16 protein-coding genes are annotated in these 21,625 nt (G+C 44.7%); 1 reads left to right on the top strand and 15 read right to left on the bottom strand.

The annotated features are described in order from the left end of the window. Positions 1–22: 22 nt before the first annotated feature. The 6 genes from BLP57_RS01675 to BLP57_RS01650 all read right to left on the bottom strand — a co-directional run bounded on the left by BLP57_RS01675 (position 23) and on the right by BLP57_RS01650 (position 8,557). A complete protein-coding gene (locus BLP57_RS01675; RefSeq protein WP_015524658.1) occupies positions 23–892 on the bottom strand; it encodes a DegV family protein in 870 nt (289 codons plus the stop codon). A 298-nt stretch (positions 893–1,190) separates the two neighbouring features. After that, positions 1,191–2,807, bottom strand: a complete 1,617-nt coding sequence (gene ptsP, locus BLP57_RS01670; protein ID WP_015524657.1) for a phosphoenolpyruvate--protein phosphotransferase — start codon at positions 2,805–2,807, stop codon at positions 1,191–1,193. A 269-nt stretch (positions 2,808–3,076) separates the two neighbouring features. Then, a complete protein-coding gene (locus tag BLP57_RS01665; protein WP_092068872.1) occupies positions 3,077–4,339 on the bottom strand; it encodes an ABC transporter permease in 1,263 nt (420 codons plus the stop codon). A 21-nt stretch (positions 4,340–4,360) separates the two neighbouring features. Next, the gene (locus BLP57_RS01660; protein ID WP_092068869.1) at positions 4,361–6,442 is read right to left on the bottom strand and encodes a hypothetical protein; all 2,082 of its coding nucleotides are present in this window, start codon (positions 6,440–6,442) and stop codon (positions 4,361–4,363) included. A gap of 4 nt (positions 6,443–6,446) precedes the next feature. Continuing rightward, entirely contained in the window at positions 6,447–7,118 is a 672-nt protein-coding gene (locus BLP57_RS01655) for an ABC transporter ATP-binding protein (protein WP_015524653.1), read from the bottom strand. Further along, a complete protein-coding gene (locus BLP57_RS01650) occupies positions 7,115–8,557 on the bottom strand; it encodes an efflux RND transporter periplasmic adaptor subunit (RefSeq protein WP_092068866.1) in 1,443 nt (480 codons plus the stop codon). The genes BLP57_RS01655 and BLP57_RS01650 overlap by 4 nt, the downstream gene beginning before the upstream one ends. A gap of 218 nt (positions 8,558–8,775) precedes the next feature. Between BLP57_RS01650 and BLP57_RS01645 the strand changes: the two genes are divergently transcribed. Then, a complete protein-coding gene (locus BLP57_RS01645) occupies positions 8,776–9,909 on the top strand; it encodes a hypothetical protein (RefSeq protein WP_092068863.1) in 1,134 nt (377 codons plus the stop codon). A gap of 84 nt (positions 9,910–9,993) precedes the next feature. Here the strand turns inward: BLP57_RS01645 and BLP57_RS01640 are convergent, their stop codons facing one another. The 9 genes from BLP57_RS01640 to recJ form a co-directional block, all read right to left on the bottom strand. Continuing rightward, positions 9,994–10,749: a sulfite exporter TauE/SafE family protein gene (locus BLP57_RS01640; protein WP_021650384.1), complete on the bottom strand. Its 756-nt coding sequence runs from the start codon at positions 10,747–10,749 to the stop codon at positions 9,994–9,996. 6 nt (positions 10,750–10,755) lie between these two features. Then, positions 10,756–12,555, bottom strand: coding sequence for an aspartate--tRNA ligase (gene aspS, locus BLP57_RS01635; protein WP_015524642.1), 1,800 nt, complete (start codon positions 12,553–12,555; stop codon positions 10,756–10,758). Between the two features lie 77 nt (positions 12,556–12,632). Continuing rightward, positions 12,633–13,886 (bottom strand): histidine--tRNA ligase, encoded by a 1,254-nt coding sequence (gene hisS, locus BLP57_RS01630; protein ID WP_092068860.1) that lies wholly within the window; start codon positions 13,884–13,886, stop codon positions 12,633–12,635. Next, positions 13,819–14,454 (bottom strand): HD-GYP domain-containing protein, encoded by a 636-nt coding sequence (locus tag BLP57_RS01625; protein WP_255363746.1) that lies wholly within the window; start codon positions 14,452–14,454, stop codon positions 13,819–13,821. Before BLP57_RS01625 ends, hisS begins: the two co-directional genes overlap by 68 nt. Positions 14,455–14,475: 21 nt before the next feature. Further along, complete coding sequence (hemZ, locus tag BLP57_RS01620; RefSeq protein WP_092068856.1) at positions 14,476–16,005, bottom strand: coproporphyrinogen dehydrogenase HemZ; 1,530 nt, start codon at positions 16,003–16,005, stop codon at positions 14,476–14,478. Continuing rightward, positions 15,977–16,606 carry an MBL fold metallo-hydrolase gene (locus BLP57_RS01615; protein WP_021650380.1) on the bottom strand — a complete coding sequence of 210 codons (630 nt, stop codon included), beginning with the start codon at positions 16,604–16,606 and terminating at the stop codon, positions 15,977–15,979. The genes hemZ and BLP57_RS01615 overlap by 29 nt, the downstream gene beginning before the upstream one ends. A gap of 22 nt (positions 16,607–16,628) precedes the next feature. After that, complete coding sequence (locus BLP57_RS01610; protein ID WP_015524639.1) at positions 16,629–18,953, bottom strand: RelA/SpoT family protein; 2,325 nt, start codon at positions 18,951–18,953, stop codon at positions 16,629–16,631. 78 nt (positions 18,954–19,031) lie between these two features. Next, positions 19,032–19,556: an adenine phosphoribosyltransferase gene (locus BLP57_RS01605; RefSeq protein ID WP_092068853.1), complete on the bottom strand. Its 525-nt coding sequence runs from the start codon at positions 19,554–19,556 to the stop codon at positions 19,032–19,034. Positions 19,557–19,758: 202 nt separating this feature from the next. Continuing rightward, positions 19,759–21,477 (bottom strand): single-stranded-DNA-specific exonuclease RecJ, encoded by a 1,719-nt coding sequence (gene recJ / locus BLP57_RS01600; protein ID WP_022427127.1) that lies wholly within the window; start codon positions 21,475–21,477, stop codon positions 19,759–19,761. Positions 21,478–21,625 lie beyond the last annotated feature (148 nt).

Raw genomic sequence — 21,625 nt, 5'->3', positions numbered from 1 at the left:
TCTTTGTTTCTGTATTTTATGCTTATAACGTCACTTTTCTTGAACATGCGACTGCAAGGGCACCATAACCGATATGGCAGGCAACACTTAAGGAAAGGGGATCCATATGTATCTCCATTCCCGGAAATACCTCCTGGATCTCTTTTTTAAATTCTTCTGCTTCTTCCAGATTTCCTGTATAAGCAGCCTGAAGACACATCTCACCGTCAGATGCGTATTCCTTAAAACGTGTTTCCCAATCATTCTTCATTGCCTTCAGCATGGCACGTTTGGCCTGCTTCTTGCCACGGACCTTGGCGTAGGCATCCAGCTTCTCTCCCTGGATCTGAAGTACAGGCTTCAGGTTCAGAACCGTTCCGATGGCTGCTGCTGCCGGTGTGATCCTGCCACCTTTTTTCAGATATTTCAGGGTGTCAAGTGTGATATAAATACTGGAATCGAGTTTCTGATCTGTAAGGATCTTCTTGATCTCTGCAGCACTTTTTCCTGCCTCGGCAAGCATCTTAGCATCCATTACAGACTGTCTCTGTGTTACGGAAATCCGCTGATTGTCCACTACCTGAACACGACCATTATAATCAATAGCAAGTCCCATTGCAGTAGAACAGGATGCACTCAGTCCGCTTGACATCGGAATATGAACGATTTCCTCATAATCTCTCAGAAGCTTGTCCCACAGATCACAGAGATCAGCCGGACTTGGCTGAGATGTGGAGATCGGTTCATCCTTCTTAAGCTTCTCATAAAACTCTTCCTGTGTGAGAGTTACACCTTCAAGATACATTTTTTCATTAATATAAAACGGCATCGGTATCACATAAACGCCAAGCTCTTCGGCCTGGGCCTGTGTGATACCGCTGTTGCTGTCTGTTACAATGGCAATTTTGCCCATTCTTTTCTCTCCTCCTGGTCTGTTATCTCACAGTTCAAAGAATTAATGCATCAGCCCCTGATGAACTAATTCTTTGAACTGCTGTAGAAAGCCATGATGTTAGTGTATCATATTTTTTTCTATATCACAATTGGAAATTTTCTGTGACCTTCGCTCACAAAAAACACCTCGCGGAATATTACCAGTGAACAGTAACCGCAAACAGTAACTAAAAAAAACAGCTGCCATACAAATATTTATGCACAGCAGCTGTCACACTATTTATCAAAAATATCCTTATCTATTTATGATCTGTGTTTTATTTCATTTCTCTTACGATCTTTCGAACCGGAAGAACAAATGTCGGAGATACGGACAACTCATCCAGTCCCATCTCTACAAATCTCTCAGTAAGTGTAGTGTCCGCACCAAGCTCACCACAGATTCCGGCCCAGATACCTTCTTTGTGTGCATTATCCACAACCATCTGGATCATACGGAGAACTGCCTCATGATGGGAATCATAAATGTTGTCAAGCTTTGCATTCTGACGGTCAATAGCCAGTGTATACTGGGTCAGATCATTGGTTCCGATACTGAAGAAATCAACCTCTTTTGCAAGAAGATCACTGATCATAACAGCTGCCGGAGTCTCGATCATGATACCCTGCTCCACGTCATCACGGAACGGGATCCCCTGTTCCTTAAGCTCTGCTTTTACTTCTGCTACAATAGCCTTGATCTGCTTCACCTCTGTTACAGAGATGATCATCGGATACATGATGGAAATATTTCCGAACATGCTTGCACGGAAAAGCGCTCTCAGCTGTGTCTTAAATACTTCCGGACGGTCCAGACAGATACGGATCGCACGATATCCCATTGCAGGGTTTTCCTCATGCGCCATATTGAAATAATCGATCTGCTTGTCCGCTCCGATATCCAGGGTACGAATGATAACTTTTTTGCCGGCCATATTCTGAGCTACGGTCTTGTAAACCTGGAACTGCTCTTCCTCTGTAGGATAGTCTTCTTTTTCCAGGTATACGAACTCACTTCGGAAAAGTCCGATGCCTTCCGCATCATTGGCAAGTACATTCGCAACATCACCTGTACTTCCGATGTTGGCATAAAGGTGGAGCTTACGACCGCTCTTGGTAACAGTTTCTTTACCTTTCAGTTCTTTGAGCATTGCACGCTGTGCAAGTTCATCGGCACGCATATCCTCATATTTTTTAAGGGTCTCTGCATCCGGCTCAACGATCAGATTTCCGCTCTTTCCGTCTACGACTGCCATTTTACCGTCCATGGACTCATCGTATTCAATATTGATCAGCGCCGGAATATTCATGGTTCTCGCAAGAATCGCAGTATGTGAGTTAGAAGAACCTTTTCTTGTGACAAAAGCAAGAACCTTGCTCTTATCCATCTGTACAGTCTCACTTGGTGCAAGATCCTCTGCAACTACGATCACCGGCTCGGATGCTTCAAGCTCTCCATCTCCATGGCCGGAAAGCACACGTACCAGACGGTCTGAGATATCCTTTACATCAGCTGCTCTTGCTTTCATATAATCGTCGTCCATCTGTGCGAACATTGATGAGAAGTTATCACCAGTTGTTGCAACCGCATATTCTGCATTTACAGACTCTGTACGGATAATGTTGTGGATGGAATCCAGATAGTCATCATCATCCAGCATCATCTGATGAACCTCAAAGATTGCCGCTCCGGACTCTCCAACTTCCTGAAGAGCCTTGTCATAAAGCTTCTGAAGCTGTGCCACAGCCTGCTCTCTGGCTGCCTCCACACGCTTTACCTCTTCTTCCGGATCCTCCACGTGAACACGTTTAACACTAGCGTCAACTTTCTGGAGGATTGAGATCTTACCGATCGCAATACCGGAAAATACAGATTTACCTTCCAAAACCTTCATGAAATTATCTCCTTCTGTTTTTATATTTGCCCACTTATGACGTATTATATCACACTATCCAAAGATTCTGCCACGATTTTTTTATGATCTCTAAAAAACCTGTAAAAACTCTATTTATACTTTCTTTTTTTGTCATATATACAGCAAAAGTGACAAAATAAAGACCGCAGAGCTTCATAAAACCTGAACAATACTTTCAGATATAAAAATAAGCATCTGCCGCCGGAATCCTTCCGGCAATTGCAGATGCTATATGTATGTATATCTTTTTATTCACTGCGAAGGGCATCGATCGGATTAAGATTAGCTGCCTTTACAGATGGGAGAAGTCCGAAGATCAGACCGATCAGCATGGAAAATACCACAGAGCCGATGATAGCCGGAACGCTGATGGCTGTTGGTGCTCCTGACACCTGAGACACCATTTTTGACAAGATGATCCCAAGGACCACACCAATGATTCCTCCGATACTGGTCAGCACCGAAGCTTCCGTCAGAAACTGTCCCAAGATCACTTTTTTTCTTGCTCCGATAGCTTTTTTCAGTCCGATCTCGCTGGTACGTTCTGTGACAGATACAAGCATGATATTCATAACACCGATACCACCAACAAGCAGGGAGATACTTGCAATCCAGATCAGCTGCTGATTGGTACTTTCGCTGAGCTTCTGGAGATTCTTGACCTTCTCCATAATGTCTTCCGCTTTATATTTAAAGTTCGATTTGTTTTTTTCATTCTGGATCCCTGTATTCAGAATATCCTCTGCTGCTTTTCCTACAGAACTCATATTATCTGTGCTGTCTGCACGGACTGTCACATTTTGCGGCTGATCAAATTTAAATGCAACAGGCCAGGTAGTATCCGGGATCATCACGCTTCCCATGATCGTCTGCGAATATTCCTCATACTCAGAAATCGTATTGATCTTCGGCATGCTGTCCTCACTCTGAGTAATCACACCTACAATGATATACGGTTCTGATCCCACCTCAATGGTTTTCCCTACCGGGCTCTCACTTCCGAAAATATTCTGTGCAGCATTGGAATCCACAAGAGCAACCTTTCGGTAGCTGTCATAATCTTTTTGTACAAATCCCCGCCCGGACTGGACCAGGTATCCCCTCGTTTTCAGATAATTGCTGTCGATCCCGTACACGGTTCCGCCCTGAAAGCTTGTGTTTTTATAATAAACACTGGCAGACTGGCTGCTGTAATAAAATGTAGAACTGATCACATGATCCAAGTCTCCGATCGCCGTTTTCTGGGAATCAGAAATAACCGGCGGTTTGGCCGAGCTTCCGTAAGAACCATAATCCATATCGTATGTACTGTCTCCGTCATAGAGCATAACCTGTACGGTATTGTTTCCGGACCCGATCAGATCTTCCTTGATCTGCTCACTGGTACCTTTGATCGTAGATACAATTGCAATAATAGATGCAATACCAATAATAATACCCAGCATGGTCAGAAAGGATCTCATCTTATGTGACCATATTCCCTGAAAAGCCAGGCGTATATTTTCAAACATGAAATTTCTCCTTCCTGTTATTTATTCATTGTACATATCATCCAAAGTCACTTCTTTTGTCTTGGCTCCCTCCTTCACGGCATCACCATATGGGAAAGCAAGAAGATCATCGGATTTCAGACCTGAAGTTACAACTGCATAATATCCGCTGTTCACAATGCTTCCCACTGTGATCTGCTGCTTTTTCAGTGTTCCCTTCACGTCTTTGTATACATAGCTGGTTCCATTTTCCGTACGGATAAATGCCTTCATCACAACCATACTGCCTTCGGCAAGTTTATTTGACTTCAGAGATACCGTCACATAATCCTGGTCGGTAAACTGCAATGAACGATCTGTGATCTCTGCATTAAAGGTGTAATACGATACATTGGGATTAGAATCTCCACCATAATAAGCATTTGAAGAATCCACCGGGTAATCGGATACATTCAGTACCTTCGCCTCAAAGCTGCCGGAATTATAACTGGTACACTGAAGAAGTGTTCCCTCCTTCATCTGATCCAGCATCAGTTCGCTGACCGTTCCGGTAACATAAAAACCATCTTTGCTTTTTACTTTCAGAAAAGCATCTCCATTATAAGAACCTGTGACTTCATCTCCGATGTAAGCAACCGTTCCATCCAGTTTGCTTGTTATCAGCTTGTTTTTTATTTTGTTCTCCAGCTTAGTGATTTTCAGATTATTTTCCTCAATATCCAGTTTCAAACTTGCGATCTTGTTTTTCTGGATCTTGATCGCATCCTCTCTTGACATGGTTGTGCCATCAGTACCGTCATCTCCATCACCGCTGTCATCCGGTATCTCATCATCATTTTTGTCATATTTGGAAGCCTCGTCCAGTGTAAATTCTGTTTCCGCATACATATATACCGGATTTTCAAGAAGACTTCCATCGATCAGATAATATCCTGTACAGGAAAGTGTTCTGTCCTGAAAATCAGCAATGGTATCATTCTCATGAAACTCCAGCTGGAACCAGCTGCCGCCTTTCTGGACCACTTTGGTTCCATCCTCACTGTATCCCGCCATTCTGTTAAAGAAGGATCCCATCACCGTAACTTTGCCTTTGGCACTGCTTACAAGAAAAACATAGGGATCTTCTTCCGTACCGGTTCCTGTAAACGGCTGAGAAGTATAATCCAGCTTCTGATAAAATTCCGGTTCACCATCTGTGATCCCCGGAATTTCCGGTTCTGTTATATTGGGATCAGGAAGCTCATTGGGTCCCAGTGTGGGAGTCGGTGTCGGAGATACCGTTGGGGTGTCATCTTCTCCGGAACCCCAGTCCGTAGTCTCTCCGTCTGTAATATCATTGGCAGTAGGATCCTGGTAGGTCGGATCCATGATCAGATCCTCATCGGATGCAGTTGTATCCTCTTCCATATCCGCTGTGTCATCTCCGGTCATCTGCTCTGTTTCACTGTCCGTCGTTTCTCCGGACGGCATTTCTTCGGTAACTTCCTCTGCAGAATCTTCAAGATCTCCTTCTGTATCTGTAAAGGCACTGAGAAGTAATGGCCTGGAGGAAGCCGCTGCAAGATAACTGCCATCTGCAGTAGCCGCGGAACCGGTAGTTGACTGCATATCCTCGTCTCCGTCACTTCCAGAAGGTGTATCCGTATTTGTCATTTCTCCGTCACCTCCTGTATCACCACCTGTAAGATTCAGGTCCGTATCATCAGTACTGTCTGTACTGTCTTCGATGGGACCTCCATTCTGAAGACTTGTCAGACGGTTCTGTGCTTTGGTCAGATCCTGCTCCTGCTTCTGCTGTTTCAGCTTTGCAATATTCAGTTCCATCTCTACAAGTGTCATATCAAAGGAGATCAGATTATCGCCTTTTTTTACATCATCACCCTGGGATACATATATTTTCTCGATGATCATATCTTTATCCATATTTACATTCTGAGAAACATTCGTGGTGATGGTTCCATCCAGTGTTGTCTCCGAATACCAGTCCGTCTGAAGATTGCTGACGCTGGTTACCGGCACCTCTGTTACCTTGGATTCTTTCACATGCATAAGCCCTGTGTAGATTCCTCCGGCTACCAATGCCGCAACCAGTACACCAACGATCACTCTCTTCACCACTTTCATTCTATCACCTCTTTTCCTGCAGCTCACCGTCACGGATCATAACAACCCGTTTGGCATGTGCCGCGATCTCCGGGTCATGTGTGATCATCAGCACAGAAACTCCCTCATCGTTCAGCTTCTGAAACAGTTCCATAACCTGTGCTCCCGATTTCGTATCCAGTGCCCCGGTAGGCTCATCTGCAAGCAAAAGCTTGGGATTGTTTACGATCGCTCTTGCAATAGCCACTCTCTGCATCTGTCCTCCGGAAAGCTGGTTGGGCTTAAAATCCACCCTGTCGGCAAGGCCTACACGCTCCAGAGCTTTTCGTGCACGTTCCCGGCGCTCCTTTTTGGGAACCCTTGCATAATTCAGCGGCAGTTCCACATTTGTCAGCGCACTCTGCCTTGGAAGGAGATGAAAGCTCTGAAATACAAATCCGATCGTTTTCAGACGGATATCTGACATCTCATTCTCTGTACATTTGGCAATATCTTCTCCATTCAGGAGAAAAGTTCCCTTGGTAGGTTTGTCCAGGCATCCGATAATATTCATCAGTGTAGTCTTTCCGGAACCAGAAGGTCCCATGATCGCCACATATTCTCCCTCCTCCATGGAAAAATCTACATCTTTCAATACAGGTACCGTCATTTTCCCCTGTTGATAATCCTTATATATTCCTTTTAAATCCAAAATCATTCTGTCGGCGCTCCTTCCATCGGAACAAGGTCATCTCCCGAAGAAATATCGTCTGTCGCATCCATCATGTCACTGTCGATCGCTCCATCTTCGATCATTTCAGGCTCTGAGCCATCACTTTCCGTGTACGCAGAATCATCAATACTTTCATCATCCTCGGAATCATCCCACATCGCCGCTGTAGTCTGATCTGCAGTACCTTCTGTGACAGACATACCTTCTTTCAGCTCATCTGTCGGAAATGCGATCTTATCTTTTTCAGAAAGTCCGTCTGCGATCTCATATTCCCCAAGATCTTCATCATACTGTCCTAATATGACATCTCTCTTCTCCAGCTTGTTCTGACCGTTTGCGATCCAGACATATGGGCTGTCTGTATCCGCATCCACGATAAAATAATCGTTCAGCCAGATACCGGACTTCTTCTCATCCTGTCCTTCGTCCGGTTCAATATACACATGCTGCCCCAGCATCAGACCCTCAGATGAATCCAGATTCACATAAAACGGATAGGTACTGGATGATGTCTGATCATCACTGGCACTGGACATTCCGAACATTGCCATATCCGAACTGCTGTTGCTGGTAGAATTATCCATGTCAACAGAGCCCATGGTGCCCTTCCAGGTTTTTGAAGAATCCACTCTGGAACGGATGATCACAGGTGTCCCCTCTATGATCGAATCACGGTTTATTTCATTTACCGTTCCCTTTACACGATAAGCGCCTGTGCTCAGGATCGTGATAAATGCATTGCCGGAACTGTCTCCGGAACTGGAATCTGTGGAATCCGTCGTGCCTTCTGTCAGCGTATCCTCCACGCCCTCAGAATCATCACCGCCCATCTTGGAGGTATCGATCTTCTGGATCACTCCATCGATCTCACTGCGCACCTCGGTATTCTGCGTTGCCTGGGAAAGCTTATCGATTTCTGCCTGTTTGCTTTTCTGATCATATTCATTCTTCTTGAGATTCATTTTCTGTGTTTCGATCTCTATTGTATAGGAAAGCTGATTATCCGCTGTAGCTTTCTTTTTCTCAGCTTCCAGTGTGGTGATCTGATCAGATATACTTAACTGTTCGTTTTTCAGGCGGTCCAAGGCCAGCTGTGCTTCCTGAAGACTTTGCTGGATACTTCCAAGATCATACTGAAAAAGAAGCTGCCCTTTCTTGACTTCCTGACCGGTCTTTACCTGAACTTCTTTTACCTTTCGGCCGCTTTCGATCTTTACCTGAACCGTTTCCTGCGGTTCCACAACACCTGCATATCGGTTTTCCACTCCGGAATCCATTTCCGAAAGCTTGCTTATCTTTGTTACATATACAATATCGCTGCCTCCTGCGGACCCTGCATGATGTGTATAATAATACCATCCACCGGCTCCGATACCGGCTGCAAGTACAAGGACTCCAAGTGCGATCAAAATACGTTTTTTCATATCTGTCCCCTTTTCTCAGCATCGTACTAAAACTATCTGTTGCTTCAAACATCATAGCAGATTCACTCTAAAAAGAAAAGTCCCTGAAGAAAACGATGCAGATTTCACAGATTTTTCATAAAAAAGTCTCCTTTTTCTCCATTTTTGCGATATTTTGACTTTCGGTACTTTATCTGCTAAAATGTTGTAATATAACTTTTTTGAAAGGAAAGAACAATATGAAGACAGTGAAACATCTGCTGGCTTTCTTGATGATCATTCTTCTCTCAGTTTTTTTATGTAGCTGCTCCCAGTCGGCCAAAGCTCATGCGGAGAAGGCGATCAAAAAAGATCTGGATCTTCTTAAAAATCTGGACTCTGAAACAACCATGCAGTACATATCCTATCAGGAACTGTTTCCGGATTCTGATGACAGCACAAAGCTTTCTGCTGACATAAAAGAAGTATTTTCTCTCTTCTTTCAGAATTTCGATTACAAAATCCTAGGTATATCCGTTGATAGCGACGAAAAAAATGCTTCTGCACAGCTTAAGCTCACTACTCTGGATGCTGAGGCTCTTGCCAGTGATTTTGTTTCTGCAAGCCTTCAGGAAGAAATACTGGAAACCGCCTCCGGTAAAGAAAATGATAACGGAAATTCCCTGGAGCAGCGTTATCTGCTCCTGTACAAGCTCCTCAAGAATAACACGTACAGTTCTGCAGAACGCACTACTTCCATCCAACTAAACAATCTTGGATCTTCTTCAGAACCTGACTGGGAGATTACGCACAGTTCCTCTCTCGAAAATGATCTGGTCGGTGGCCTTATCACCTATCTGTCCGATCCTGATCTTGTGCCGCCTGCCGAAACGCTTACCGTCTATCTGAAAACGCTTCAAGAAATGGATGTAAAGCAGATGGCTAATTATTTGGGGCTGGATTCCATTCTGAACACTTCAGATTCGGCAAAAAACGCCATTGCCTCTGCCCTTATGGAACAGTTTCACTCCTGTTTTAACTACAAAATATCAAGCACCTCTGTTTCCGGATATCTTGCTGAGGTGGACGCAGAGCTTACCACATTTGACAGTAATTCCATTCTTACACAGTACGAAAAAGAATTGAATACTTATCTGGCTTCTGCTGATGCAGTGATCGACGGCTCCCAGAAGCGTTACAACAAATCACATAAACTGCTTCTGGACAGTATCAGGAATAATCAGGCAACCATAACTGCCACTGCTACCTTCCATCTCACAAACGATGGTGCATCCTGGAAGCTTGAGAATGCAGGTACCGAACTGGGCAATGCCATCTTCGGAACTCTTACCGCTTCACCGGTTCCTGAAGATTCTACCGAAGATAACGAATAAAGAATAAAAGCTAGAAAACCCGTGAATATCTGCTTTCTCTGACAGGAAAGCGTGATCTTCACGGGTTTTTTATATTCTTCTTTTTTATATTCCGGATATGATCTTTATAAAAAGCAATGCAAGGACTATAAGAATAATAGGCCGTATGATCCGGCTTCCGTTTTTCATAACCATACCTGCACCGGTATAATGTCCTGCGATCGAGAACACTGACGCTGCAATTCCAAGCATGATCACAATCTTTCCGCTGAGCAGAAATACAACAAGAGCCGCTACATTGGAAGAGAGGTTGGTAACCTTCATGGTACCGGAAGCTTTTGCCACACTCATTTTTCCCAATCCTGTAAACAAAAGCAAGAGAAAAGTTCCTGTTCCTGGTCCATAAAAGCCATCATAGCATCCTACAGCAAGAGAGCATACGGCACAGAGCAGGATCTGTTTTTTTCTGGCGATCTCGCCACCCTTCTCATCCATATTTTTCTTGCGCAGCACATAAAAAGCAACCACCGGAAGAACCGGGATCAGCATATAACGCAGGAGCTTATCACTGGCTATAAGAGCAAGGTGAGCTCCTATGGAAGATCCCAGAAGCGCCATTGGAATACATGGAAGCACCAGGATCCAGTCCACAAATTTATTTTTACACAGACGGACAGTTGAGATCAATGTTCCTGTTGCTGATGACAGCTTGTTGGTGGCAACAGCATTATGTACAGGAACTCCGGCCAAAAGATAAGCAGGCAGGGAAATCAGTCCTCCCCCGCCTGCTACAGCATCTACAAATCCGGCAAGAAATACAAGTGGACAAACGATCAGAAATGTATAGATTGTCGGCTGCATGATTTTTTATTCTTCCTCTTCTTTCTGCGGCTCAAGGTCAAGTCCCAGCTCATGAAGCTGTGCCTCACTTACCTGGCTAGGAGACTGAGTCATCAGACAGGAGGCATCCTTAACCTTCGGGAATGCAATAACATCACGGATCGTATCTGCCTTTGCCATAAGCATAACAAGTCTATCAAGGCCATATGCAAGTCCTGCGTGTGGCGGAACTCCATATTTGAAGGCATCCAGAAGGAATCCGAACTGCTCATGTGCAGCTTCTTTTGTGAAGCCAAGTGCCTCAAACATTCTTTCCTGAATATCATCCTGATGGATACGCACGCTGCCGCCGCCGATCTCATTTCCGTTAAGAACGATGTCGTATGCTTTTGCACGAACCTTTCCCGGATCTGTGTCAAGAAGCGGAAGATCCTCCTCCATAAGCATGGTGAACGGATGGTGCATTGCTGTAAAACGGTTCTCCTCCTCGCTCCACTCAAGAAGCGGGAACTCTGTTACCCATACGAAACGATACTCATTTTTATCTAAAAGATCCATCTGTTTTGCAAGCTCAAGACGGAGTGCTCCCAGTACATCGTATACCAATTTTGTCTTATCTGCTGCAAAAAGAAGAAGATCTCCTGGCTTGCCGTCCATAGCTTTTACAAGAGCATCCATCTCTTCATCTGTCATAAACTTGGCGAAAGAAGACTTTCTGGTTCCGTCCTCTGCAATGGCAATGTATGCAAGACCTTTTGCACCATAACCTTTTACGAACTCAACAAGCTTATCGATCTTCTTTCTCGGCATTGCGCCCTGACCTTCTGCATTGATACCACGAACACTTCCGCCGTTCTCAAGCGCACCTGTGAACACACCAAATCCGCAGTCTTTTACGATATCACTGACATCATGAAGTTCCATACCGAAACGCATATCCGGCTTGTCGGAACCAAAACGATCCATAGCTTCCTGCCAGGTAATTCTCTGGATCGGGAGTTTTACATCGATATCCAGAACTTCTTTGAACAGGAATGCAAGATATCTCTCGTTAACATCGATAACATCGTCTACATCAACAAAGGAAAGCTCCATATCGATCTGTGTGAACTCCGGCTGACGGTCAGCACGAAGATCTTCATCACGGAAGCATCTTGCTATCTGGATATAACGATCAAATCCAGAGCACATCAGAAGCTGTTTGTACAGCTGCGGAGACTGTGGAAGGCCATAGAAGCTTCCCGGATGAACACGTGATGGTACCAGATAGTCTCTGGCTCCCTCAGGAGTACTCTTTCCAAGCATCGGTGTCTCAATCTCAAGAAATCCCTCTTCTGTAAAGAACTGTCTTGTAAGCTGGGCAACCTTGCTCTTCATCATGATATTTCTCTGAAGATCCGGTCTTCTTAAATCAAGATAACGATATTTAAGTCGGATCTCATCTTTTGTCTTGCTATTCTCCTCGATCGGGAATGGAGGAACATCTGCCTCAGCAAGAACACGGAGGGATTTTACACGAAGCTCGATCTCGCCAGTTGCAAGATTCTCGTTTACTGCTCCTCCACGTTTCTCTACGGTACCGGTTACAGCAATAACAAACTCACTACGCAGTTTACCTGCTTTTGTAAAGCCTTCCTCGTCAATGCTGCCATTCTCAAAAATCAGCTGCATGATCCCGGAACGGTCACGAAGATCCACAAATACAAGACCTCCTTTATTTCTGGCTTTTGCCACCCATCCCATTAATGTTACTTCTTTTCCGACCATCTCTGTGGTCACTTCTGCACATCGGCAAGTTCTGTGCAGTCCCTGCATGCTTTCAGCCATCTCTTTATCCTCCTCTGACTATTTTTTTCATAGTCATTTTAATTTACTCTGCTATCTCCGTTTTCAGACGGGCAGTTTCAGTCTCTGTTGAAAAATTCTACATACTCTGTATAACCATCTGCTGCCAGCTGGTCTTTCTGGAATTTTTTGTTCTTTTTCATGATAGAGATATTGATCTGTGTACCTGCACTTCTTTCCTCAGTTGCCTGTTTCAGGATGTTCAGAAGCTTGTCTGCCGGCATGTTCTTCTCGATCAGATATGCTTTCTTGCCATTCTTGGTTGGAATCTCATAGCCTCTCTCAAGAAGCAGCATAACGATTCTCTCAAATCCAATGGAGAAACCACAAGCACAGGTATTATTTCCTGTAAATTTACCGATCATCTCATCGTAACGTCCGCCTCCACCGACGCTTCCGCCGAACTCATCCATGGAAATCTCAAAGATCGGACCTGTGTAATAGGACATTCCACGTACCAGTGTAGGGTCAAAGGACATTTTGAAGTCTGCTGTTTTTACAGATTCTACAGTGTTGATGATCGTTTCAAGATCCTCTGCAATACCTGCTTCCAGAACATCAGAAAGTTTTTCTTTAATATAACGGACACCCTCAACATCGTTGGTGATCTCACGGAAAAGTCCAAGATAAGTGTCAATGCTCTCTTTCGCAAAGCCCTCTTTCTCAAGCTCCTCTGCAACTCCCTCGATGCCGATCTTATCCATCTTGTCAAGAATAATAAAGACAGTATCAAAGCTCTCTGCCGGGAATCCGCTGTACTGAGCCATTGCCTTCAGGATCCTTCTGTCATTGATACGGATCGTAAAGTTCTGGAAATCCAGTTTTCCAAGAAGTGTTGTAGTTGCAAGTACAAGCTCGATCTCAGCAAGATAGGTCGGCTCACCCAGGATATCGATATCACACTGCATAAACTGACGGAAACGACCTCTCTGCGGACGGTCAGCTCTCCATACATTTCCCATCTGAAGTGCCTTAAACGGAGCCGGAAGCTCGTTTGCATTATTGGAATAATATCTGGAAAGCGGTACGGTCAGGTCATAGCGAAGTCCGGAATCTGTCAGATCATTCTCTGCTTTTGCAGTATCCAGTTTCAGTTTCTCGCCTCTCTTCATGATCTTGAAGATCAGTTTTTCATTTTCACCGCCCTGCTTGCTGCAGAGATTCTCAATATGTTCTACACAGGGAGTTTCAATTGCGGAAAAACCAAAGGTTCCGTACGTCTCTCTGATCATATTCATCACATAGTTACGGATTGCCATTTCCTTCGGTAAAATGTCCTTCATTCCTGTAACCGGTTTCTTTTTTAATGCCATAGTTTCCTCCTTTATGAATCACCCTCTGAAATGCAAGAAACACCTGCATGTCAAAGTTTTTAATCTCATCGATCATCAGTCTTAAAACTTCATCATTTTCCAGAGCTTTCCGATATGGTCTGTCCATACTCAAAGCCGCATATACATCACATACTCTCAGGATCCTTGCACCCATAGGGATATCCTTTCCGCTTCTGTTGCTGGGATAACCGCTGCCGTCAAAATTCTCATGATGATAAAGAATACTTTCCAGAACATAATCGGAATATCCCTGGTCTTTCAGGATCTCATAACCTAATGTGGAGTGCATGCGAACATATTTCAGTTCTTCAATGACCATCGGATTCTGCTCTTGGCCATTAATGTATCCTTCCAGTTTCAGCTTGCCTATATCATGGAGCATTCCGGCAATAGCCAGCTGATAACATTCTTGCTCACCAAGACCAAGCTCCTTTGCCACATCATAGGCAAGGTTACTGACAACAACCCCATGTTTCAGCTCTGCGGAAAGATCCATTTCCAGGATCCGGTCCTGCGTAGTTTCACTTATCTTCTGTACGCTTTTCAAGGATCCGTCTCTCCTTTCCGTCTACAGCCATTTTGCAATGCCCTCGCGTTTTCTCTCGATCATTTCATCGATACGTGTGATATAATTGACAACATCCTTCACATTCTCCACACGCTCAATGCGCTGTCCGTGATCAAACACAAGCTTGGAGGAACCACCTGCACCCAGTGCGATGATCGGCTGCTTTTCCTCCATAATCAGTATATTGTAAATCCCTGCTTTGTCAACCTCAGAATACCCGACGTTCTCAAAATTCCCCTTCATATTCTTCTGTCTGTACAGATAATAAGGACCCATTCCCATCTCGTAGGCCGTTTTCATAGTCAGATCCATGATCTCCTGATTGTTTTCAAAGGTCATCTCCTGGTATTTATCACGGAAAATATTCAGTCTTGCCGCACGCTTCACAGCAAGAGAATGTACGGTCAGGCTGTCCGGCCCGAGAGCTTTTACCTCGTCCAGTGTATGCTGCACTTTTGTGATATCTTCGCCGGGAAGACCCACGATCAGATCCATATTGATATTGTCGAATCCGGCTTTTCTTGCCAGATGAAACGCATTCTTTGTCTGTTCTACTGTATGACGTCTGCCAATGATATCCAGGGTTTCCTGATTCATGGTCTGTGGATTTACAGAAATCCTGGTAACCGGAAACTCCCGGATCGCCTGAAGCTTTTCCAAGGTTATACTGTCCGGTCTTCCTGCCTCAACCGTAAATTCTTCCAGCTCCTCACAGGGAAAATATTCCGTAATCGCGCCAAGAAGTCTCCGAAGCTGATCCGGCTCCAGTGTGGTAGGTGTTCCCCCACCGATATAGACCGTATCCAGCTTCCGGTTTTTCATCATCCCGGAAACAGCCCGAATTTCCTTTACCAGCGCATCCAGATACGCCTCCACATATTTACGCCATCTCTCCAGCGGATAGGAACTGAATGAACAGTACAGACAGATACTCGGACAGAAAGGAATGCCAACATAAAGGCTGTAGCCGTTTTCATAATCAATATTTTTCAGGATATCCCGCTCACGATTTGCGATGGTAACTGCAAGAGCTGTTTTCTCCGGACTTACCAGATACTGATCTCTCATATATCTGGCGATCTCCGTATTTTTCATTCCGGACTCCAGCATTCCCATAGCCATTTTCACAGGACGGATGCCTGTAAGATTTCCCCAGGGAAGTGTCTTTCCTGTAGCTTTGGAAAGCATCTGATACAGGGCGTATTTGATCGCGTCTTTATTTTTTCTGCGGATATCATGGGCATCATTGCAAGAAATAAGGGCATCCGAAGCTTCTCCACTGGATTGCCCTTCTATCACAGCCCCATGAGCTGTTTTTTTCTCTATTCCGTTGTTGTAACTGATGGTATAACCTTCTTCATCACGTGAGACCCGGAAGCGGATATCATAATCCGCATCATCCTCTTCATAAAGAGAAACGATCTCATTTCCGGGATAAAACGCTTTGATCAGTTCATACACATCATGCTCAAAATCTCTGTTCTGAAACAAAATGCCAATCTTATACAAATGGATTATACCTCTTTTCATAACCAATGGTTGTGGATGCGTCATGCCCCGGAAATACTTCTGTATCCTCCGGCAAAGTATCCACAAGCTTGTGAAGGCTTCTTACGATCTCAGCAGAACTTCCGCCAGGAAAATCGGTTCTTCCCACAGATCCGCAAAACAATGTATCTCCGCTGAAAAGCACACCTTCGTCTTTGATATAATAGCAGCAGCTTCCTTTGGTATGTCCCGGTGTGTGGAACATCTGGATGGAAAATCCGGCCGCTTCGAAAATCTGCCCGTCATCCAGAAGAACATCCGGCTTAATTGAACAGGCACTTCCATAAACAGCAGTCATATTTATCGTGGGCTCTGCCAGCATCACTTCTTCCTGCATGCATGCATAAACCGGGATCTGATATTTTTCCTTCACTTCCTTTACAGCCATGATGTGATCAAAATGACCATGTGTCAGAAGGATCCCCACCGGTTTTCCCTGCATAAGAGATACTTTCTGAAAAACTTTTTCTGCATAGTCTCCCGGGTCTACGATCAGCAGTTCTCCGGTCTCTTTATTTTTCAGAAAATAGCAGTTGGTAAACACCTGGCCCAGCACACACTGCTGCATTTCAAGTTTACTCATAAAAATTCCTCCGTTTATCGGGTCAGCCCGTTGTTCGCTCTACATCAAGAACACTTTCAACCTGACGGATCTTTTCGATCAGAGAATTCAGTTCCTGTTTGCTGCATACATTAAAGGACATGGAAATCGTGGCGCGTTCCTGCTTGTTGGTACGGCTGTTAATGGAACGAAGATCGATCTTCCTCTCTGTAAAGATCTTGGAAATATCCACCAGAAGTCCGGTACGGTTATTTGCATAAACCTGGATCTCCGCTTCGTATTTCTCGGAATCCGCTCTGTCCGGCATCTGCCACTCTGCTTCAATGAGACGTTTCCGGTCAATCTCAGGCATGTTGAGCACATTCACACAGTCTGTACGATGAATGGTGATCCCTCTTCCTCTTGTTACAAAGCCTACGATCTCATCTCCCGGGATCGGACTACAGCATTTGGAAAAACGAACTGCCACATCATGAATGCCTTTTACTACAATGCCACTCTTACTCTTGGCAATGTGAAGCTTCTCCTGTGATTCGGAAGCTGCCTCCAGGACCTGTTCATCTGTAAGATTCTTCTTATGCTCCCTCTCATAGGCTTCTACCAGCTTGTTAAACACCTGACCTTCTTTCAGGCCGCCATGTCCGATCGCTGCCAATACAGAATCCCAGTCTCGGAAACCATATTTATGCATTACCGATTCCATATACTGTGGCTTGGTATATATGCCTGGTTTAAAGCCCTTGGTCTTGGCATACTGATTCAGCATGTCCTTACCCTTCAGGATATTATCTTCCTTCAGTTCTTTCTTAAACCACTGGTTGATCTTATTCTTAGCCTGTGTGCTCTTTACGATCTTCAGCCAGTCACGGCTGGGGCCCTGAGAATTCTGGGATGTTATGATCTCAATACGATCACCGTTTTTGATCTTATATTCAATAGGAACAAGTTTGCCATTGACCCTGGCACCTACCATCTTGTTTCCTACTGCACTGTGCACGCTGTATGCAAAATCAATAGGTGTAGAACCATTGGGAAGTGTTTTTACATCTCCCTGGGGAGTGAAACAGTAAACACTGTCCGCAAAAAGATCCAGATCATTTTTCAGAAGACTCATGAACTCCCGGTTATCGGACATGTCGCGCTGCCACTCCAGGATCTGGCGCAGCCAGTTCAGCTTCTCTTCCTCACTCTTTCCAGGTTTCTTACCATCGGAAGTTTCCTTATATTTCCAATGAGCTGCAATACCGTATTCTGCGGTTTTATGCATTTCAAATGTACGGATCTGGATTTCGAAAGGCTGTCCGTTAGGGCCGATCAGTGTTGTATGCAGAGACTGATACATATTGGCCTTCGGCATTGCGATATAATCTTTAAATCTGCCGGGGATCGGCTTATACATCTCATGGATAACACCAAGAGCTGCATAACAGTCCTTCACAGTATCTACAATGATACGTACGGCAAACAGGTCATAAATCTGATCAATGGTTTTATCCTGATTGACCATCTTCTTATAGATGCTGAAGAAATGCTTCACGCGGCCATCCACCTGTGCCCTGATATTGGCATCCTCCATATGCTGCTTTACCTGTTTCACGATAGAATTAACAAATTCCTCACGGGCGCTTTTGCGAAGAGCAACCTTTTCTACCAGATCATAGTAAACATCCGGCTTCAGATACTTAAGAGAAAGATCATCCAGTTCCACCTTGATCTTGGAAATACCAAGCCGCATCGCGATGGGAGCATAGATATCCATGGTTTCTCTTGCTTTCTCCTGCTGTTTCTCTGGTCTCATATACTGCAGGGTACGCATATTATGAAGACGGTCCGCAAGCTTGATCAGGATAACGCGGATATCCTTAGCCATTGCAAGGAACATCTTTCTTAAATTCTCAGCCTGAACCTCTACCTTGTCCTTGGAATAGGACAGCTGTCCCAGCTTGGTAACACCATCTACCAGAAGCGCTACTTCAGAACCAAATTCCTTTTCTACTTCTTCATACGTCATCCAAGTATCTTCTACCGCATCATGAAGAAGACCTGCCACTATGGTCTCCTTATCCAGCTCAAGATCCGCAAGGATGATTGCAACACAGAGAGGATGAATGATATAAGGTTCACCGGATTTACGTTTCTGATCCTTATGTGCCTCACTGGCCACTTTATAGGCCTTTTCAATCATGGAAATATCTGTAGACGGATGATATTTCTTCACACTTTTTATCAGCTCCTGATAAAGAACCTCAGGGCTTGTAAAATCATGCATGGATTTCACCGCCGCATCTGCCTTCCGGACGGACTCTCTTTTTTCTTCTTCCTTCTGTATCTCAATGTTTTGTTTTTCCGTATTTTTTGTCTCTGCCATTAAATCCCACCTGCCTGTGCACAATTTCATACTGCCGTATGACTACAACAGTTCACATCCCCTTCCACCGACAAAAAATCATTTTCCGTCGTAACAGATCACAGATGCCACATTATAACCTTTGAGACGCTCACGTCCCTTCAGACCTGCAAGCTCCATAAGGAAAACCACCTTGACAACCTCGCCGCCAAGCTCCTCCACAAGCTTGATGGCTGCTTCCACGCTTCCGCCCGTAGCGATCAGGTCATCCACAATAACAACCTTCTGTCCCGGCTTGATGGAATCCTTATGCATCTCGATAGTTGCACTTCCATACTCCAGATCATAGGTTCTGGAAACGGTCTCACATGGAAGTTTTCCTGCTTTGCGGACCAGAACAAAGGGTTTGTGAAGATTATATGCGATCGGCATACCAAAGATAAAGCCTCTGGATTCAAGACCTGTGATCACATCGAACTCCTCACCCTCCAGACAATCCTGCATAGAATCAATGGCAAGCTGTAATCCATCCGCATCCTGAAGGACGCTGGTAACGTCACGGAAAATAATCCCTGGCTCTGGAAAGTCCGGGATACTTCTTACATATTCTTCTATTTTTTTCATAATAACCTCCAATGGTTTAATTTGTCAATCAGATGTTAGATAGTATAGCACTTTTTCTGTAGGGAATCAATGTGCAACCCGACAGAACTCGCGGAATTACGACAGGCCCTGGACTGCATATTGCCCAGTACAGAGCCTTCTTTCCTGTTTTACAGTCAATTACTCGCTGTCAGGATCTGCATTTTAGTGATACCTTCTCCTGTTATTCTGTAATATAATTTCGGATTACGATCTGTAAGGTCTCTCTTCCCTGATAACGGTTGATCTCAGGATAATATGTGACCGCAATACTTCCACAGTTTTTTATTCTATCAACAAATTCATCTGCTTCTCCAAAATATACTGCTTCCACTACACAGCCGGTACTGTCTGACAGCTGAAGCTTTGCCACATTCCTATTTTTGCCAAGAATACGGCTGCTTAAAACCCGAAGTCCCTTCTGTGCAAAAATCGGTTTGGTATTTCCCTTTCCAAAAGGCTCCAGCAGGGATATCTCTTCCACAAGTTCCTTATTTATATAGGAAACCGGCATTGGCACATCGATCAGAATCTTTGGAGCCAGATCCTTTTCTGTCAGAGTACAGTTTTCATTTAACCGTCTGCGGAACTCTTCCACATTTTCTTCTTTAATGGATAATCCTGCCGCCATAGGATGACCGCCATACTGTTCCATTAGATCTCCGCATTTTACCAGTTCCTCAAACATGGAATAGCTTTCTATGGAACGTCCGCTGCCTTTCACCATGGTTTCACCTTTTGTCAGAACAAAGACCGGTTTATTGTACTTTTCCCGGATACGTCCCGCAATAATTCCGGCCAGACTTTCGTGACAGTCCGGTAAATAGATCACAAGAACCCTGTCCTGTCCGATTTCTGTCTCTTCCACAATACGGATCGCTGCTTCCTTTCCATCTTCCGTGAGAGCTTTTCTGCTTTGATTCAACGCAGTCAGATCACCGGCAAGTTTTGCTGCTTCATCTTCCGTCTCCGCACAGAGCAGTTTCAGGGAACGTGCAGCGGTATCCAGTCTTCCACTGGCATTGATACATGGTCCCAGCACAAACCCCACATGATAGGCAGTGATCGGCCCCTCCTCCAGGCCATTGGAACGGATCAGTTCACGGAGACCTTTGTTAGAAGTGTGGGAAAGTCGTTTCAGTCCTTCCTTTACAAGGATGCGGTTTTCACCCTGAAGATCCATCACGTCTCCCACCGTGGCAATGGCTCCTAATTCCAGAAAATCTTCCAGCTCTTTTTCCGGAATCCCGCATGCCTCATAGAGAGCTGTCACCAGCTTCAACGCAACAACTGCTCCGCACAATCTTTTCTCCGGATAATTACAGTCCGGCTGTTTTGGATTTACAATGGCATCAGCCGGCGGAAGGATCAGTTCTCTTCCATCTTCCGTTTCTTTATAGGGAATTTCATGATGATCGGTTATTATCACCGTCATTCCCTTCTCTTTAGCCATAGTGATTTCATTGTACGCCGCAATTCCATTATCACAGGTAACAATTACGTCAATCCCATCATTCACTGCTCTTTCGATCAGGTGCTCATGGATTCCATATCCGTCCGCCACACGGTCCGGAATATATGTATCTGCCAGAGCTCCTGCACGCTTCAGTCCTTTGATCAGAATGAAGGTCGATACTACCCCATCAATGTCATAATCGCCTATAATACGGATGCGTTTTTTTTCCTTTATTTTATTCCGCAGGATCTCCACTGCCTTATCCACATCTTTCATCAAATGCGGAGAAGCCAGTTCGTCCACCTTTCCATAAAGATATCTGCGAATTTCATCCCTGTCCTGTACATCCCGGTTTCGGATTAGTCTGGCGATCACCGGATCAATTCCGAACTCTTTTCCAATTGCCGCAAAATCCGCCCGTTTTGCAGCAACAACCCATCGTTCCATGTTGTTTCCTCCTTGATGCTTTGCCGCTTTCTTTCTTCAAAGCAACACAATAACCGTATTGTAACTCATACTCCTGCATAGCTGCAAGTTTTTTATGCCACACAAAAAAAACGTTCCGCCAGGAAATATTCTTTCCCGGTACGGAACG

Source organism: Blautia sp. SF-50, assembly GCF_900101315.1.
GTDB classification, from domain to species: domain Bacteria; phylum Bacillota; class Clostridia; order Lachnospirales; family Lachnospiraceae; genus Blautia_A; species Blautia_A fusiformis.
This window is presented reverse-complemented; position numbering and strand designations above follow the sequence as displayed.